The organism is Bradyrhizobium sp. Pa8 (assembly GCF_052588265.1).
This window is the reverse complement of sequence record NZ_CP176767.1, coordinates 8,540,166-8,557,795: the sequence shown is the minus strand read 5'-3', so window position 1 is coordinate 8,557,795 and position 17,630 is coordinate 8,540,166. Positions and strand designations below refer to the sequence as shown.

The window sequence follows — 17,630 nt, the reverse complement described above, 5'->3', positions numbered from 1 at the left end:
GCAATTTGGGCACTCGATCATGGCGATGAACGTAGCGAGCTCGTCCGGAGGCGGCGGACGCCGCGGCCGGCGCAAGCCGGTCGTGGCGGAGATCAACGTTACGCCGATGGTCGACGTGATGCTGGTGCTGCTCATCATCTTCATGGTGTCGGCGCCGATGTTGACGGTCGGTGTGCCGCTCGACCTGCCGCAGACCCAGGCCAAGAGCCTCGAAAACAACGATCAGAAGCCGATCCAGATGTCGGTCGACATCAAGGGCAAGGTGTTCATCAACGACGCCGAGATCGCGATCAACGAGTTGATCCCGAAGCTGAAGGCGATCACGGATGCGCGCGGCGGGCTCGAGGAGCGCATCTATCTGCGCGCCGACAAGAAGGCGGATTACGGAACGGTGGCCAAGGTCATGGGCCTGTTGTCCGGCGCGGGCTTCAAGAAGCTGGCGCTCGTGACCGAGGCGGATCAGGGGTAAACCGGTGAAGGTGAACGTCGACAAGACACTCGTTGCGTCGATTGCCCTCCACGTCCTCGTGCTTGGATGGGGACTGGTCACCTTTAGCAGCAAGGCCTTTGTCGCGGAAGAGTCGCTTCCGATCGACATCATCTCCACCGATCAGCTTGCGCAGATGATGTCGGGGCAGAAGACCGGCAAGAAGGAAGAGCCGAAGCCCAAGGTCGAGAAGATCGCCGAGGCCAAGCCCGAGGAAGATGCGGTCGGCAAGGTCACCGAGAAGAAAGAGCTGATCAAGACCAACTCGACGCCCGAGCCGCCGCCGAAACCCGTCGAGAAGCCGGTCGAGAAGAAGCCCGAGCCGCCCAAGCCCGTTGCCGAGGCCAAGCCCAAAGAAGAGCCGAAGCCGCAGGAAAAGAAGCCTGATCCGGCCAAAGAAGATCCGATCGCCGAGCTCCAGAAGAAGCTGGAGACCAAGAAGCCTCCGCCGAAGCCAGTCGAGCAGAAGGTCGCGGCGGTGCAGCCGCAGCAGCAACCGAAGCCCAAGGAGCGCAGCTTCGATCCCGCGCAGATCCAGCGCGACCTCGACAAGCGCGCCGCGACCCGGCACGAGCTCACTGGAACGGCGCTGAATGCGTCGGCTTCGCTGGGATCGACGACCGGCACGGCCGTTGCCAATGTCGCGACCTGGCGCGGCGCTTTCCAGGGCGCGGTCAAGCGCTGCTTCACGCCGACCTATAACGGGCAGGATGCCGACCAGTACGAGGCCGACATCGACATTCCCATGAAGATCGACGGATCGCTCGCGTCCGAGCCCATCGTCGTCGCGGTGCGCGGACCGTCGCGGTCGATTGCCCAGGCGGTGGCGGAGAGCGCCAAGCGCGCCATCGTGCAGTGTCAGGTCTACTCGTTCATGCCGAAGCAGCAGTACGAGAGCTGGAAGCTCATCCCGATGACTTTCGGCCTGAAAGATATGTTGTGACATCAGAACAAAAGATTTTTGCGATGAATGACGTGAGCTCGATGAACCGCCGCCGTTTTATGACCCTGACCGGATCGGGGCTCGCGATGCTCGGGGGCGGACGCGCCTTCGCCCAGGATCGGCTCCGCATCGACCCTAACGCATTCCAGCCGGTCCCGATCGCGATCACGAACTTCGTGCCGGGCTCGCCGTCCGACAGCGACGTCGGCAACGGCGTCACGCAGGTCATCACCAACAATCTGAAGCGCTCGGGCCTGTTCGCGCCGATCGACCAGGCCGCCTTCATCGAGCGCATCAGCAACATCGACGTCGCGCCGCAATTCCAGAACTGGAAGACCATCAACGCGCAGGCCCTCGTCACCGGCCGCATGACGCGACAGCAGGACGGAAGGCTCAAGGCGGAATTCCGCCTGTGGGACGTGGTCTCCGGCCAGCAGCTTGCGGGACAGCAATATTTCACCTCGCCGGAATATTGGCGCCGCATCGCCCACATCATCTCCGACCAGATCTACGAGCGGATGACCGGCGAAAAAGGCTATTTCGACAGCCGCGTCGTGTTCGTGGACGAGACCGGCGCGAAGGAGCGCCGCGTCAAGCGGCTCGCGATGATGGACCAGGACGGCGCCAATGTGCGCTATCTGACCCGCGGCTCCGATCTCGTGCTGACGCCGCGCTTCTCGCCGAACTCGCAAGAGATCACCTATATGGAGTTCGGCCAGGGCGATCCGAAGGTCTATCTCTTCAACATCGAGACCGGCCAGCGCGAGATCGTCGGCAATTTCCCCGGCATGACCTTCGCGCCGCGCTTCTCGCCCGACGGCCAGCGCGTCATCATGAGCCTGCAGCAGGGCGGCAATTCGAACTTGTTCGTGATGGATCTGCGCTCGCGCTCGACCACGCGCCTCACCGATACGCCGGCGATCGACACCTCTCCGTCTTACTCACCGGACGGCACCCGCATCTGCTTCGAATCCGATCGCGGCGGCAGGTCGCAGATCTATGTGATGGCCGCGGGCGGCGGACAGGCGCAGCGCATCTCCTTCTCCAAGGACGACACCAACGCCACCTATTCGACCCCGGTGTGGTCGCCGCGCGGCGATTACATCGCCTTCACCAGGCAAGGCGGCGGGCAGTTCTCGATCGGCGTCATGAAGCCGGACGGCTCCGGCGAGCGGCTGCTCACCTCGGGCTATCACAACGAAGGCCCGACCTTCTCGCCGAACGGCCGCGTGCTGATGTTCTTCCGCGATCCCGGCGGCAGCGGCGGCCCGTCGCTGTTCTCCGTCGACATCTCCGGCCGCAACGAGCTCAAGGTGCCGACGCCGGGCTTCGCCTCCGACCCGGCATGGTCGCCGCTGCTGTCCTCGACACCCGGCTAGAGCGCTTGCGAGCGAAGTGGATACAGGTTCGCGATGAAACATCGGGGCTAAGACATTGCGCGTTCAGACGCGCGATGTTTCCGAAAAAGCATGCCGATTTTTTCGGGGTTTGGTGCAGGACGCAAGCTTTCCTTCACCTTGTGCCCGGCAACGCTTGCCTAGTTGCTTGATATTTCAGCGGAAACATGTTCGCTATTGCCGAAAAACAACTCGACTTTAACGATGTTCCCTCAGAAAGGCTTCATCAGGTCTGGGTAAAAGTACGCGCCAAACAGGACGCGTAACAAGCCTATGCAACTGGCCGACCAGAAGCAGAGCGATCGAGACGAGCTGGAGCCGATACTCTACGCCGCTCTCATCAACTCTATGGTGCAGAATTTCTGGGCGATATTCCTGGGCTCGGCCTCCGCGGCCGTGGCCGCGGTCATGACTGCGCTGAAGACCGGCGATGTCTGGCTGTGGCCGCTCGCATTTCTGCTGATCGCCATCGGCACCGCGCGCGCGTTCCAGATGCGCGGATACGAAAACCGTACGCACCCGCTGTCATTCGAGGAAGCCAAGCACCTGGAGCCGCGCTACTGGCTCGGCGCGCTCAGCTATGCGGCGGTGCTCGGCCTGTGGTCCTTTGTCGTCATCTATAACAACGACGATCCGATTGCCGACATGCTCTGTGTCGCCATCGGCATCGGCTACACCGCGGGCGGCGCCGCCCGCAATTACGGCCAGCCCCGGGTGATCCAGTGGCACGTCGCGCTCGCCTGCGCACCGATGTCGCTCGCGCTGCTGCTGCATGGCGGCTTCTACCACATCGGGCTCGCCGTCCTGCTCGTGTTCTTCTTCGTCGGGCTGAAGAACATCAATCTCAGCCTGCATGCGATCTTCGTCAAGGCACTGACCTCGAGCTTTCGTGAGTCCGCGCTGGCAAGCCAGTTCGACACCGCGCTCAACAACATGCCGCATGGCCTGTGCATGTTTCGCGCCGACGGCCGCCTTGCGGTGATGAACCATCGCTTCGGCGAGCTGATGGCGTTGCCCGAAGATCTGGTCAAGCGTGGCGCCACCGCTGCCGACATCGTGTCGGCCTGCGTCGCCGCCGGCTCCATCTCGGTCGAGAGCGGCAAGCAGATCCTGGCCGAGATCGAGCATGCGCGGATCTGCGAGATCGCCACCGCCGATCCGGATTCCTCGCGCGGCCGCGCGCTCGCCTGGACGTTCCAGCCGATGACCGGCGGCGGCACGGTGCTGCTGCTGGAAGACATCACCGAGCGTACCAACGCGGAAGCCCGGATCACCCATCTCGCCCGCTATGACGAGCTCACGGCGCTGCCCAACCGGGTCTCGTTCCGCGACGAGATCGAACGGTTGCTGGCGATCTCGCACGACGCCGAGCGCCTCTCGGCGCTGCTGTTCGTCGATCTCGACCAGTTCAAGCAGGTCAACGACACGCTCGGCCATCCCTGCGGTGACCAGCTCCTGTGCGCGGTCGCCAACCGCCTGCGCGAGATGCTGCGGCCTGAGGATTTCGTCGCCCGCTTCGGCGGCGACGAGTTCGTGGTGTTCCAGCAGAACATCAGCTCGCCCGAGGATGCCGCGAGCCTCGCCCGCCGCATCGTCGAACGCCTGAGCGAGCGCTACCGCATCGACAATCATCTGGTCGAGATCGGCGCCAGCGTCGGCATCGCGCTGACCTCGCCGGACGGCGACGTCAGGGCCGACACGCTGCTCAAGAACGCCGACATGGCGCTTTACCGCGCCAAGGCCGACGGCCGCGGCACCTTCTGCTTCTTCCGCGACGAGATGGCGGCCACCGTCGAGGCCCGCCGCATCCTCGAGCTCGACCTGCGCAAGGCGCTGGCCAACGAGGAGTTCGAGCTGTTCTACCAGCCGCTGGTCAATCTGAAGTCCGGCAAGATCACCACCTGCGAGGCGCTGCTGCGCTGGAATCATCCGGTGCGCGGCACGGTCTCGCCGGTCGACATCATCCCGGTCGCCGAAGACATGGGGCTGATCGTCGATCTCGGCCGCTGGATCCTGCGCCGCGCCTGCATGGAATGCATGAAGTGGCCCGACGGCGTCAGCGTCGCCGTCAACTTCTCGCCGCAGCAATTCCACCAGCGCGACGTGCTCAGCGAAATCCGCTACGCCCTCGAGGTCTCGGGGCTGCCGGCCCACCGGCTGGAGATCGAGATCACGGAATCCTCGCTGCTTCGTAACACCCAGCTCACCCACGACACGCTGTCGCAACTGCATGCGCTCGGCGTGCGCATCTCGCTCGACGATTTCGGCACCGGCTATTCCAGCCTCAGCTATCTGCACAATTTCCCGATGCAGAAGGTGAAGATCGACCGCTCCTTCCTCGAGGGCATCGACACCGACCGGCCGCTGACGTTGCTGCGCGGCGTGGCGCGGCTGTCGGCCGACCTCGGCATGGCGGTCGTGGTCGAGGGCATCGAGACCAACGAGCAGCTCGAGCTGATCAGCGCCGACGGCACCGTCTCCGAGGCGCAAGGCTATCTGTTCAGCCGTCCGGTGCCCGCCGTGCGGATGCGCCAGCTCCTCAACGCCTCGCATGGGCGGCGCGGCGAGAGCCTGCTCCAGGTCGTCGGCTCACGCTCCTTCGCCTGAGTCCACATCCAGAAATTGCAAGTCGTTTCAGGCCGTTGCTGAACCTACCGTAGTGCTACGGAGGTTAACCCTATCGCGTCGATTGCTTTGCATCGTCGTTAAGGAGGTGTTAATAAATCGTCACGCGCGCGTAAGTTGTTCAGCGGCAAATGCCCCGGGCTCGCGTGTTGTAGTTGGTGGGTAAGGAGTTCGAATGCAGTCCTCAGCCAGATCTGTCATTTCGGCTGTTGGACGGGGAGCGGAGCTTCTGACCGACGTCGACTATCATCTCGCGGAGACGGACGCGGAGAAGGAGCAAATCTACAACCTCCGCTACCGCGCCTATTTGCGCGAGGGTGCCGTCAGGGAATCCGCGGAAGCCCGGGTCACCGACCGCTACGACGAGCTGCCGAACGCGTGGACCTTCGGCGTCTATCTTCGCGGCCAGCTCTGCAGCTCCGTGCGCATCAGCGTGCTGACCTCGGAATGGCGCGAGTCCACCTCGGCCGACGTCTTCCCCGACATCCTGCTGCCGCGGCTCGATCGCGGCGAGGTCATGATCGACCCGACCCGCTTTGTCGCCGATCCCGATCAGGTGAAGCGGGTCCCGGAATTGCCCTATCTGACGACCCGGCTCGCCTACATGGCGTGCGAGCACTTCAATGCCGATCTCGGCCTCGCCATCGTGCGTCCCGAGCATCAGGCCTTCTACCGGCGGGTGTTCCTGCACGAGACGATCGCCGAGCCCCGCCTGGTTCCGGGTCTCACCAAGCCGTTCGGGCTGATGGCGGCGGATTTCCCGACCTTCCGCAAGAAGGTGTTCGAGCGCTATCCGATCATGCGCTCCACCGCCTTCGAGCGGCGAATGCTGTTCGGGCGCGGCGGGCAGCGCGAGATCCCGCAGCGGTCGTCACTGGTGCCGGAAGCCGTTCACGTCTGATTGCCGGCCGTCACCGCCTCGAGCCGCCGCGCTTTCGGCCTAGGCTCCGTTCACCCTCATCATCGTTCGAGCCCAAAATTCCAGCAAAGACCGGCGTTTTTGCCGTCGCCGCAGCTTGCCTTCACCCTCGCGCCACATTTAGAACCCATTAACCATGACGGTTGCTTTTCGCGGTTTGGGGGCATTTGACCGGCTGAAGCAAGGTTCCATCAAGGTTGACGGAACGTTCGCTTAACCAACCCCCTGTAGACCGGACAGCAGTGGACGAACGTGAGCGTGGAGGCTCCGGAATGAAATACCCTATGCGTATCCTCCAGGGATTGAAGCTGGCTGCGGTGGTTGCAATCGCGCTGTCGATGGGCGCGTGCGCGAACAAGAACGCAGCGACGGATGCGATGGCCAATGCTGCGACGCCTGGCAGCCAGCAGGATTTCGTCGTTAACGTGGGCGACCGCGTGTTCTTCGAGAGCGACCAGACCGATCTGACGCCGCAGGCGATCGTGACCCTGGAGAAGCAGGCGCAGTGGCTCCAGAACTATCGGCAGTACAGCTTCACCATCGAGGGGCATGCCGACGAGCGCGGCACCCGCGAGTACAACATCGCACTCGGCGCCCGCCGCGCCCAGTCGGTGCGTTCGTTCCTCGCCTCGCGCGGCATCGATCCGAACCGCATGCGCACGATCTCCTACGGCAAGGAGCGGCCGGTCGCCGTCTGTAACGATATCTCCTGCTGGTCGCAGAACCGTCGCGCCGTCACCGTGCTGAACGCGAGCTCCTGACGATCAGTCAGGCGCCGTTCATCTTCAGGAACCGAATATGCCGGCGCCCTCTCGGGCGCCGGTTTTGTTTCAGCCATCTGTGACCGAAACCCCGTGGTGCCAGTCACATTTTTGGCGTACTGCCTTTCAATGTGTGGCGCGTCGCATGTTCCGTCGCAGATTTCGTTTTCGTCGTCAGGGCAAGATGTCATCCAGATCCAAGGTCTTTACCGGCACCGTGGCGATCGCCGCGCTGTTCTCTTTGTGCTCGCCCGCACTGGCGCAGTCGGACGACGACCCCGAGATGCGGATCGAGCGGCTGGAGAACCAGCTGCGCCAGCTCACCGGCCAGAACGAGGAGCTGCAATATCGCAACCGCCAGCTCGAGGAGCGGCTGCGGGCGCTTGAAGGTGGCGCGCAAGCCGCGCCCGGACAGGTGCCGGTCCAGCCCTCTGTCGCAGCCGTCCCGCCTGCGCAGTCCGCGCCGGCCTATCGCCAGCAGCAACAGGCTCAGCCGAATTACGAGCAGCCGCAGATCGCTGCTCCCGCGCCGATCGTTCAGGAGCAGCCGGCGCCCGGGGCGCCCGGCGTGCGCCGCCGCGGTGATTCCTTCGATCCGAACCAGAACCCGAATGCGCCCGGCGCGCCGCGCGCGCTCGGTGGCGGGCAGCAGCCGATGGCGGCAGGCGCGCCCGGCGGGCGCGCTGCCGGCGAGCCGCTCGATCTCGCCAACACCAGCCCGCGCTACCAGCAAGGCGTGCCGCCGGCAGCCCAGCCTGGCTATCCGCCGGCCCAGCAGGGGCCGGCCGGGGGCGCCGGCCTGACGACCCTGCCGCCTTCGGCAACGCCGCGCGACGAGTTCGACCTCGGCATCGGCTACATGCAGCGCAAGGACTATGCGCTTGCCGAGCAGACCATGAAGAATTTTGCGCAAAAATATCCGAGCGATCCGCTGCTTGGCGATGCGCAATACTGGCTCGGCGAAAGCTATTTCCAGCGCCAGCAATATCGCGACTCCGCGGAAGCCTTCCTCGCCGTCACCACCAAATACGACAAATCCGCCAAGGCGCCGGATGCCCTGCTGCGGCTCGGCCAGTCGCTGGCTGCGCTGAAGGAGAAAGAGGCCGCCTGCGCCGCCTTTGGCGAGGTCGGCCGCAAATATCCGCGCGCCTCCGCCGGCGTCAAATCCGCCGTCGATCGCGAGCAGAAGCGGGTGAAGTGCTGACGCGCGGCATTTGCGCCCTGACAATGCGGATGGCGCCGCGCTAAATAGTCTGGTGATTGCCTGGGCAGCGTCATGTCAGACGACGACAACTCACCGATCTCGGCGCGCGCGGCGAAGCAGCTCTTCGCCGAGTTCAGAAGCGCGCCGGCGCTGGTGCTCGCGGTCTCCGGCGGACCTGACTCGGTCGCGCTGATGTGGCTCGCCGCGCGCTGGAAGCGCGGCCTGGCACGCGGTCCGCAGCTGACCGTCGTCACCGTCGATCACGGACTGCGCCCGGAGGCGGCGCGCGAGGCGCGCGAGGTCAAGCGGCTGGCGGCTGAACTCGGGCTGGCACACCGGACCCTGCGCTGGCGCGGCGCGAAGCCGAACACGGGACTGCCTGCCGCTGCACGCGAAGCCCGCTACCGCCTGCTTGCGCAAGCCGCGCGCAACGCCGGCGCGAGCCATGTGCTGACCGCCCACACCCGCGACGACCAGGCTGAGACCCTGTTGATGCGCCTTGTCCGCGGCAGCGGGCTTGCCGGGCTGGCGGCGATGGCGCGCCTCACGGAGCGCGACGGCGTGGTGCTGGTGCGCCCGCTGCTCGATGTCCCGAAGTCGCAGCTGATCGCGACCTTGAGGCGGGCGAAGATCGGCTTTGCCGATGATCCCACTAATCGCGACACCGCCTTCACCCGGCCGCGGCTGCGCGCGCTGCTGCCGCAACTCGCGGCCGAGGGGGGCGACAGCAGGAGCCTGGCGCGGCTCGCGGGCAGGCTGGCGCGCGCCAATGCGGCGGTCGACGTGCTGGTCGATGGCGCCGAACGCTTCCTTCAGCTTCGGGCGCGCGGCGATGCGCCGCAGGCGGGCGGTCGCAGCTTCGAGGCCGCGGCATTCGCCAATCTGCCGGAGGAGGTCCGGCTGCGGCTCCTGCTGCGGGCCGTCAATGCCCTTGGCCATGAGGGGCCGGCGGAACTCGGCAAGGTCGAGACCCTCCTGGCGGTGCTCGATCAGGCCGTAGCCGCAAGCCCCCGCGCAGCCGCAAATGGCCGGCCGGTCCTGAAGCAGACCCTTGCGGGAGCCTTGATCAGCCTTGCCGGGGGGCGTATCCACATCGCACCGGCGCCGGCCCGGCGGTCCAAGGGGCGGTGAGGGCGGATGAGGGCGGATCATGACACCGGCCGTTTCCGCCGCGCGCCGTCAGGACACCTTAACCAGGCAGGAAAAACCCCGGGCGGATCGCCATTATTTCAGCGGGAATCGCTCTAAGATGGGATAAATAGTCCCATCTCGTTCCCTTGGCAGCGACCAGGGCGGCACCTAAATTGTATCCGTCTAACCAAGAGGATTCCTTGGGGATTTCCTCGCACTGACAAAATAACTGCTACCGCCCAAGGATCAGGCCGCGATCCGCGCGACCACGAAGGAAGATCGATGAACGCCAATCTGCGCAATTTCGCCCTCTGGGTCATCATTGTCTTGCTGCTGTTGGCGTTGTTCACGCTCTTCCAGAATCCGGGTCAGCGCGCCTCCTCGCAGGACATCGCCTTCTCCCAGCTCTTGAGCGAAGTTGACCGCGGCAATGTGCGCGACGTCGTGATCCAGGGGCCGGACATCCACGGCACCTTCACCAACGGCTCGAGCTTCCAGACCTATGCGCCGAACGATCCGACGCTGGTGAAGCGCCTCTATGACAGCAAGGTCCAGATCACCGCGAAGCCGCCCGGCGACAACGTGCCGTGGTTCGTCTCGCTGCTGGTCTCCTGGCTGCCCTTCATCGCGCTGATCGGCGTCTGGATCTTCCTGTCGCGGCAGATGCAGGGCGGCGCCGGCAAGGCGATGGGCTTCGGCAAGTCGCGCGCCAAGATGCTGACCGAGGCCCATGGCCGCGTCACCTTCGAGGATGTCGCCGGCGTCGACGAAGCCAAGCAGGACCTGCAGGAGATCGTCGAATTCCTCCGCGACCCCGGCAAGTTCCAGCGCCTCGGCGGCCGGATCCCGCGCGGCGTGCTGCTGGTCGGCCCTCCCGGTACCGGTAAGACCCTGATCGCGCGTGCGGTCGCGGGCGAAGCCAACGTGCCGTTCTTCACCATCTCGGGTTCTGACTTCGTCGAAATGTTCGTCGGCGTCGGTGCTTCCCGCGTCCGTGACATGTTCGAGCAGGCCAAGAAGAACGCGCCCTGCATCATCTTCATCGACGAAATCGACGCGGTCGGCCGTCACCGTGGCGCCGGTCTCGGCGGCGGCAATGACGAGCGCGAGCAGACGCTGAACCAGTTGCTGGTCGAGATGGACGGCTTCGAAGCCAACGAGGGCGTGATCCTGATCGCCGCGACCAACCGTCCCGACGTGCTCGATCCCGCGCTGCTGCGTCCGGGCCGCTTCGACCGTCAGGTCGTGGTGCCCAATCCGGACGTCGTCGGCCGCGAGCAGATCCTCAAGGTTCACGTCCGCAAGGTGCCGCTGGCGCCGGATATCAACCTCAAGACCATCGCGCGCGGCACTCCCGGTTTTTCGGGTGCCGACCTGATGAACCTCGTCAACGAAGCCGCCCTGACCGCCGCCCGCCGCAACAAGCGGATGGTGACGCAGGCCGAGTTCGAAGAGGCCAAGGACAAGGTGATGATGGGCGCCGAGCGCAAGTCGCTCGTCATGACCGAGGAAGAGAAGCTGCTGACGGCCTATCACGAGGGCGGCCACGCCATCGTCGGCCTCAACGTCGTCGCGACTGATCCGATCCACAAGGCGACCATCATTCCGCGTGGCCGCGCGCTCGGCATGGTCATGCAGTTGCCCGAGCGCGACAAGCTGTCGATGTCGCTGGAGCAGATGACCTCGCGCCTCGCCATCATGATGGGTGGCCGCGTCGCCGAGGAGCTGATCTTCGGCCGTGAGAAGGTGACCTCGGGTGCATCCTCCGACATCGAGCAGGCAACGCGTCTGGCCCGCATGATGGTGACGCGCTGGGGCCTCTCGGAGGCGCTTGGCACTGTCTCCTACGGCGAGAACCAGGACGAGGTGTTCTTGGGTATGTCGGTGTCGCGCACCCAGAATGCGTCGGAAGCCACGGTCCAGAAGATCGACACCGAGATCCGGCGTTTCGTGGAAGAAGGTTACAACGAAGCGACCCGCATTCTCACCGAGAAGCGTGCCGACCTCGAAGCCCTCGCCAAGGGCCTGCTCGAGTTCGAGACGCTGTCCGGTGACGAGATCGTCGACCTGCTCAAGGGCAAGAAGCCGAACCGCGAGTCGGTGCTCGAGCCGACCACGCCGCGTGCCTCCGCCGTGCCCCCGGCCGGCAAGTCGCGTCCGCGCCCCGATCCGGATCCCGGCTTGGAGCCCCAGCCGCAGGCGTAATCGAGAGGCGGCCAATCGAATTGAAAAACGCGGCGGAAACGCCGCGTTTTTTGTTGGTCGATGTGATTTTGCGGGTGGAGGCAAGTGTTGCCTCGTCATTGCGAGCGCAGCGAAGCAATCCAGAATCTCACCGCGGAAAGACTCTGGATTGCTTCGCTACGCTCGCAATGACGATGTTGATGCAGCTGCGTTCGCAATGACTTGGCGCCGCTCCCGTAGGATGGGCGAAGGCGCTCTTGCGCCGTGCCCACCGTCACTCGGCCGTCGCCACTGAAGTGGTGGGCACGCTGTCGCTTTGCCCACCCTACGATCTTCTCACTTCGCCGCTGCTCCCGGCCTCTCACCGCCACGCTCCAGAAAATGCAGCAGGTCGTCGCTGAACTGCTCAGGATCCTGCAGGAACGAGAAGTGGCTGACCTCCGGCTGGATCAGCAAGCCGGCGCCCGGAATGTTCGCCGCCATGAACTCGGTATTCTCGCGCTTGATCGCCTCGTCGTGGTCGCCGTCCACGATCCAGGTCGGGACCTTGATGGAAGCGAGATCCGACGCCGTCCATTTCGGCTGGCTCTCCCACATTTTGGTAATCTCCGCGACGAAGCTCTTGTACTCGGTCGGGGTCGGCGAGAGGCGCTTGTACTCCTCGCCGGCTCTCGCGATGTAGGCGTTGAAGACGTCGCTCGACGCAATATCCGCAACGCCTGACGGATCCGAGTTCGCCGCGAACGCAAATAGCCTGCTCACGCGCTCGGGGTGCTTCATCGCAATGTCGAGGCCGATGATCGCGCCGTCGCTCCAGCCGACGATCGCGGCCTTCTTGATCTTGAGGTGATCGAGCAGGGCGACCACGTCCGAGGCCATCAGATCGTAGCCATAGGGCTCCTGATTGCGGCTGCTGCGTCCATGCCCGCGGCTGTCCATGACGATGACCTGATAGTGCCGTTGCAGCGCGCGGACCTGGCGGCCCCAATAATCGGCGTTGGCGAGGCCGCCATGCAGCAACAGGACGGGCTCGCCGCGGCCGAACGTTGCGTACCAGACCTTGATGCCGTTCACGGGCGCGAAGCCGCTCTGCGTCGCCTTGGGCAGTGGCGGCGTCGGCGGCAGGTTCAGCCATTGCGGCGCCGCATGTGCCGCGCTGATCGCGACCGTGACGAGAAGCGCGGCGAGAAGATTGCGAAACATCATGATACGCTCTCCTGTTCGACCGTCGGATATTAGCGCACGGCAAGTTGGGGGCGTCACGTCGCAACACGGTCCACCACCGAGACGTGAAGCCTCGTGATCTCCATTGCCGGGCAGACGACATCGATGCCACAACGCAACGTCCGGGCTCAAATGGGTCGCGCGCTCGGTCTGACTTGTGTCATCGCCACGCCTGATATCGCGAGCAGCCCGCCGGCGATCAACTTCGGGGTCATGCGCTCGCCAAGGAACAGCACGCTCGACGTCAAGGCAAACACCGGAAGCAGCAGGCCGAACGGCGCGACGCGGCCCATGGAGCAGCGCCCGATCAGCCAGAACCAGAGGCCGAACCCGACAATTCCGCCGATGAAAATCGTGTAGGCGAGCGCCAGCCAGCCGCGTCCATCCGCCGTGACGAGGCTCGCCAATTGTCCGTATTCGAGCAGCAGCGACATCAACATGACCTGCGGCACCGTGAACAGCGACGACCATCCCATCAGCATCAGGGGATCGAAAGGGCCGTAGCGTTTCGTCAGGACGTTGGATACCGCGAATGCGAAGGCTGCCCCGACCACCAGCAGCAGCGGAAACCCGTTGGCCGACAGGCCGGGCTCCGCTGCCAGCACGACGACGCCGGCGAATGCAAGCAGCACGCCGGCGGACGTGATGAGAGATGGCCGCTCGGCAAGCAACGGCCAGGCCAACAGGACGGTGAAGGGCGTGGCGAGTTGATACGCGACGGCCGACATGCTTCCGGAGCCGAGCCCAAGACCGACATAGAACAGCCCGAAGTTCAGACCGCCCAGGAAAATCGAAATGGCTGCGACGGGGCCGAGCTGCGCGCGCGTGGGCCTTTTCACGAACGGAACGAGCAGCAGCGCGATGGCCAGGAAGCGCAGCGCGAGGAAGAAGAGCGGCGGAAACTCCGCAACGCCCACCTTGATGGCCACGAACTGATAACCCCAGAGCAGGGGAACGGCTACCGCGCAGACGATCTGGATGGCAGACATGGCATCTTTCCTTTCAAGACCGATCGGTCCATATATTGACGCGCCAAGTGCGGAGGCGTCCCGGGTTTGCTGATTGGCTTGCTACCTGACGAACCGATCGAGCAGAGCGTCAGCGGTGGCCTGCGATGTGGCCCGCGCCGGCGCCGTCTTGCCGACCACGCGCAGGCCCTCGACGAAACAGACGAGAATTTTGGCAGCACTCGCGGGATCGACACCGTCGGCCAGCTTGCCCGCCACCTTCGCACGGGACAGGGCATCGGCTAGGCGGGCCTCCATGTCCCTGAAGAAGCTCGCGATGCGACGACCAATCTCGGCATCCTGGCCGGCCAGCTCCATGGCCGTGGCCACCAGCAGGCAGCCGCGCCGGCCAGCGGCGCCGCTGGTGCGGTCGACATAGCCGGCAAGATAGGCCCGCAAGGCGTCGACCGGCTCCCTGCGGGGGGCGAGCTCGACATCCATCCGTGTCACGGCATCGGCAATGTAGCGGTCGAGCGCGCGCAGGAAGAGCGAGTGCTTGTCGCCGAACGCGGCGTAAAGGCTGCCACGCGAGAGTTTTGTGGCCCAAAGCAGGTCCGGTAGCGCCGTGCCGTGATAGCCGCGCGACCAGAACACCCCCATCGCGCGTTCGACGGCGGCATCCAAATCGAAGCTTCGGGGGCGGCCACGGGGCGACTGCACTGGGGTTTGGCGGCTCATGACCCATATATAGACCGATCGGTCTTTAAATCGCAAGTGCCCGCTTCGGGGCGAAAGCCACTGTGCTTCATGTCAGTTCATCGAGAATTGCATTGCCCTCAAGACGTAGTGCCTCGTCGAGCTGTTCCTCCGCCTCCGCCTCCGACCCGCCCGCAGACAGGTTTCGGCCAGGATTGATCTCTTGTAAGGATGCTCGACCTTCTGCGCCGTTGCGACGAGCTTTGCCAGTGCATCACGCATCAAGTCGATGCCATCTTCCGGCGCGCCGCGACTGGCCCGCGTCCAGCCTTCGAAAAGACGAGCGGTCGCGTGGAGGACGACGATCCCTCTCTTCGCTGCAACATCCACCAGAGTAGCAATATTCTCCTCCACCGCCGCGCATGTGATGTAGATAGCAATCGTTGCTGAGGGCCATCGCGTAGTAGAACTCCGACCCGATGCGCAGATGCTCTACCAACAGTGGCCATTCGACGTCACAGCGATCCATCGGCCGGTTCATCTGTGGCAAGGCAGCGCCGATACGTTTGTGCCTTACGCAGTAAACAAACCGCTGGGTGAGCGGATGCCTGGAGCGGTATGGCACGAAGTCGCTGATGGCGGGCACTTTATCGCGAGTTCACACGCCGCCGAAATATTGGCGGTCGTTGCTAGCGATCTGGCAGCAACGGCGTGATTTCGGTCTCCCATCGTCCCGATGGGAATGTCCGCTACGGGTCAAAATGCGAAGAACGCAGAGTGAGCAAAGTCAGTCCGCTCTACCCCCCCAAGCGGACCTCAATGAATGGTGTCGCCACTTCGCTGATGGGCCATCTGCGGACTCATACACCGCCGCAACTGTGGCGCTATTCGATCACTTCGTCGGCGCGGACGAGCAACGAGGGGGACACAGTGAGACCGAGTGCTTTGGCGGTCTTCATGTTGATGACCAACTCGAATTTGGTTGGCCTCTCTACCGGCAACTCGGAAGGCTTGGTGCCTTTGAGTATCTTGTCCACGTAGCCGCCCGCACGGCGCATCAGATCGCCCGCGTCGGCTCCGTATACCGACAATCCGCCATTGGCGTAATGTCGGAACAAGTAGATTGCCGGCAGATGATATTTCGCCGCCAGCGCGATGATTCGCGGAGCCTCGACATAGGTGAGAGGATCACCAAAATCGATTATCGCATCGGCGTGCTGAGCGGCGGTCGAGGCAAAGGCGGCGTCGAGTTCTTCGGCCCTGGTCGCCTCAACTATCAGCAGAACTATACCGAGCCTACGAGCCAGGCCGGGTATCTCTTCCGCCAAGTAATGCCTTTGCATTGGGTTGTCGGGATTGACCAAGAGCGCGATCTTAGAGGCGCCGGGTACGAGTTCCCGAAGGATTTCGAGACGTTTAGCGAGGAAGTCATCTGGTACCATGGTCGAAAGACCCGTTATGTTGCCACCGGGGCGTGACAGGCCCTGGACGAGGCCGAGCTGCACGGGATCGGCTACCCCCACGAATACAATCGGAATGGTGGCAGTCGCCGATTTCAGGGCCATGGCTGCTTGTGGTCCCGGAGCAACGAGGACATCCGGACTGAGTGCAACCAGGTCGGCGACGGAAGCTGGCAGTCGATCCGGGGGTTGGGAAAAGCGATACTCGATCACCAGATTTTTCCCCTCCACCCAGCCGAGACTTCGCAGCGTATCAACGAACACACGCTCGGCTTGGTTTAGGGCCCGCCCGCTCCCATCACCTATGGCAAGAAAGCCAAGTCGACGGCGAGCTCCCTGCGCATACGAGCGCCTTCGCGAAACGAGCAGTGCCGCAGTAGCCGCTATGAACTCCCGCCGCTTCATCGGATCCTCATCGCAGCTTGAGGACGATGGGAGACAAAGTATCACGTTCGATGGTCGCGCGGACTGCGATGCTGCGTCGCAAGTACGGCGTGTGGCGCAGGACGGCCTTGGGTCAAAATGCGAAGAACTCGGAGTGAGCAAAGCCAGTCCGCTCTGGCCCACCACGCGAACCTCAATAAAAGGTGTCGCCACTTCGCTGATGGGCCACAAGCGGACTCCCCCGACTAAGCTGTCGTTGTTGAACCTTCGCCCGAGTTGAAGGACTCACGTCCATAAACGCCAGGGACGAAGGTTTCCCATGACGAAGCCTCGAACGATTGTGGCTGTTGCGCTCATCACCGAGACGCAGCTGTAAGCGCCATCTTGTTTTCCGGGTTGCCAGCCTTGTCCGCATCAAGCCAGCGGATCGGCCGGTGAAGATCGCGGAGGCAAAGAGATGTTTCCAGCAAAATCTGCGACACTGTTGCTGGGCTTGGCGGTGCTAGTGACGCAAGCACTCGCACACGACGATGGCCGATACGACAACTCTCCGCTGAAGTCATGGTTTGAAAGCTTGCAGAGCGAATTTGGAAAGTGCTGCACCGATGTTGACGGGTACATCGTTTCTGATGCGGATTGGGAGTCCAATAGCGGGCGTTACCGCGTCCGCATCGACAACGAGTGGGTCGACGTGCCTGACGACGCCGTTGTCAAGCAACCAAACCGTTTCGGCCGTACAATGGTCTGGAGGCATTACATCGACGGCCATCCGCGCGTCAGGTGCTTCATGCCTGGCAGCATGACTTGATGCAGTTTTAAGGCTAGCCCGCTTAGGGTCACGAGCAGCAATACTTGCAGCGAAGATTGGGCTTCATTGCTCCCGAAAGAAATGAGATGGCCTCATGGACGCGAAATCAGCCGCAAGATTTAAACAGCACGCAGAGCGGATCATTGAGGAGTTGTCCTTGGCGCTCACGCTCGCCAAAGAAGCCTCTCCAACAGATGAGTTTCTGAAATTGAGGGCCTCGGTGGGCGATATCATCGCTCGGGTAGACACTATGCTTCTGGACAATATCTATAAAGATCATCCCGATCTGGATGGCATGAAACGCTGACTTGTTGGCGTTTGCTTTGGGTCAATAGCTGCCGTCGCACACCATGCCGCGATTGGTCCGCTAAGGGCCAACAACAGACATAGTGCGAACAGTAGGAAGACGCGAGGCGAGCCGGTAACGCCCCCGGAGCGTCCCGATCAAGCAGGACGGATG

The 17,630-nt window shown here is 63.6% G+C and carries 16 protein-coding genes; 12 read left to right on the top strand and 4 right to left on the bottom strand.

Going from position 1 to position 17,630, the window contains the following annotated elements; all coding sequences use genetic code 11:
• Positions 1-19 precede the first annotated feature (19 nt).
• The 9 genes from tolR (at position 20) to ftsH (ending at position 11,672) form a co-directional block, all read left to right on the top strand.
• Positions 20-469, top strand: coding sequence for a protein TolR (gene tolR, locus ACKWRH_RS40585; protein WP_028152217.1), 450 nt, complete (start codon positions 20-22; stop codon positions 467-469).
• Between the two features lie 4 nt (positions 470-473).
• Positions 474-1,430 carry a protein TolA gene (locus tag ACKWRH_RS40580; protein WP_445218115.1) on the top strand — a complete coding sequence of 319 codons (957 nt, stop codon included), beginning with the start codon at positions 474-476 and terminating at the stop codon, positions 1,428-1,430.
• Between the two features lie 41 nt (positions 1,431-1,471).
• Positions 1,472-2,809: a Tol-Pal system beta propeller repeat protein TolB gene (gene tolB, locus ACKWRH_RS40575; RefSeq protein WP_445222562.1), complete on the top strand. Its 1,338-nt coding sequence runs from the start codon at positions 1,472-1,474 to the stop codon at positions 2,807-2,809.
• Positions 2,810-3,100: 291 nt separating this feature from the next.
• Positions 3,101-5,434, top strand: a complete 2,334-nt coding sequence (locus tag ACKWRH_RS40570; RefSeq protein ID WP_445218114.1) for a putative bifunctional diguanylate cyclase/phosphodiesterase — start codon at positions 3,101-3,103, stop codon at positions 5,432-5,434.
• 193 nt (positions 5,435-5,627) lie between these two features.
• On the top strand, positions 5,628-6,353 hold the full coding sequence (locus ACKWRH_RS40565) for an N-acyl amino acid synthase FeeM domain-containing protein (RefSeq protein WP_014492409.1): 726 nt from the start codon (positions 5,628-5,630) through the stop codon (positions 6,351-6,353).
• Between the two features lie 290 nt (positions 6,354-6,643).
• Positions 6,644-7,132, top strand: a complete 489-nt coding sequence (gene pal / locus ACKWRH_RS40560) for a peptidoglycan-associated lipoprotein Pal (protein ID WP_028152222.1) — start codon at positions 6,644-6,646, stop codon at positions 7,130-7,132.
• Positions 7,133-7,316: 184 nt separating this feature from the next.
• The gene (gene ybgF / locus ACKWRH_RS40555; protein WP_445218113.1) at positions 7,317-8,336 is read left to right on the top strand and encodes a tol-pal system protein YbgF; all 1,020 of its coding nucleotides are present in this window, start codon (positions 7,317-7,319) and stop codon (positions 8,334-8,336) included.
• A gap of 72 nt (positions 8,337-8,408) precedes the next feature.
• The gene (tilS, locus tag ACKWRH_RS40550; RefSeq protein WP_445218112.1) at positions 8,409-9,467 is read left to right on the top strand and encodes a tRNA lysidine(34) synthetase TilS; all 1,059 of its coding nucleotides are present in this window, start codon (positions 8,409-8,411) and stop codon (positions 9,465-9,467) included.
• A gap of 282 nt (positions 9,468-9,749) precedes the next feature.
• Complete coding sequence (gene ftsH, locus ACKWRH_RS40545; protein WP_008136887.1) at positions 9,750-11,672, top strand: ATP-dependent zinc metalloprotease FtsH; 1,923 nt, start codon at positions 9,750-9,752, stop codon at positions 11,670-11,672.
• A gap of 315 nt (positions 11,673-11,987) precedes the next feature.
• On the opposite strand, the gene ACKWRH_RS40540 is transcribed toward ftsH, so the two are convergent.
• The 3 genes from ACKWRH_RS40540 to ACKWRH_RS40530 form a co-directional block, all read right to left on the bottom strand.
• The gene (locus ACKWRH_RS40540; RefSeq protein ID WP_445218111.1) at positions 11,988-12,857 is read right to left on the bottom strand and encodes an alpha/beta fold hydrolase; all 870 of its coding nucleotides are present in this window, start codon (positions 12,855-12,857) and stop codon (positions 11,988-11,990) included.
• Between the two features lie 146 nt (positions 12,858-13,003).
• Complete coding sequence (locus ACKWRH_RS40535) at positions 13,004-13,864, bottom strand: DMT family transporter (RefSeq protein WP_445218110.1); 861 nt, start codon at positions 13,862-13,864, stop codon at positions 13,004-13,006.
• 81 nt (positions 13,865-13,945) lie between these two features.
• Positions 13,946-14,560 carry a TetR/AcrR family transcriptional regulator gene (locus ACKWRH_RS40530; RefSeq protein WP_445222561.1) on the bottom strand — a complete coding sequence of 205 codons (615 nt, stop codon included), beginning with the start codon at positions 14,558-14,560 and terminating at the stop codon, positions 13,946-13,948.
• Positions 14,561-15,005: 445 nt separating this feature from the next.
• On the opposite strand from ACKWRH_RS40530, the gene ACKWRH_RS40525 reads away from it, so the two are divergent.
• Complete coding sequence (locus tag ACKWRH_RS40525) at positions 15,006-15,233, top strand: alpha/beta fold hydrolase (protein ID WP_445218109.1); 228 nt, start codon at positions 15,006-15,008, stop codon at positions 15,231-15,233.
• 169 nt (positions 15,234-15,402) lie between these two features.
• On the opposite strand, the gene ACKWRH_RS40520 is transcribed toward ACKWRH_RS40525, so the two are convergent.
• Positions 15,403-16,383 carry an ABC transporter substrate-binding protein gene (locus ACKWRH_RS40520; RefSeq protein ID WP_445218108.1) on the bottom strand — a complete coding sequence of 327 codons (981 nt, stop codon included), beginning with the start codon at positions 16,381-16,383 and terminating at the stop codon, positions 15,403-15,405.
• Between the two features lie 436 nt (positions 16,384-16,819).
• On the opposite strand from ACKWRH_RS40520, the gene ACKWRH_RS40515 reads away from it, so the two are divergent.
• Both ACKWRH_RS40515 and ACKWRH_RS40510 read left to right on the top strand, forming a co-directional pair.
• Positions 16,820-17,170 (top strand): hypothetical protein, encoded by a 351-nt coding sequence (locus ACKWRH_RS40515; RefSeq protein ID WP_445218107.1) that lies wholly within the window; start codon positions 16,820-16,822, stop codon positions 17,168-17,170.
• A gap of 94 nt (positions 17,171-17,264) precedes the next feature.
• Positions 17,265-17,477, top strand: coding sequence for a hypothetical protein (locus ACKWRH_RS40510; RefSeq protein WP_304490586.1), 213 nt, complete (start codon positions 17,265-17,267; stop codon positions 17,475-17,477).
• The last annotated feature ends 153 nt before the right edge of the window (positions 17,478-17,630 follow it).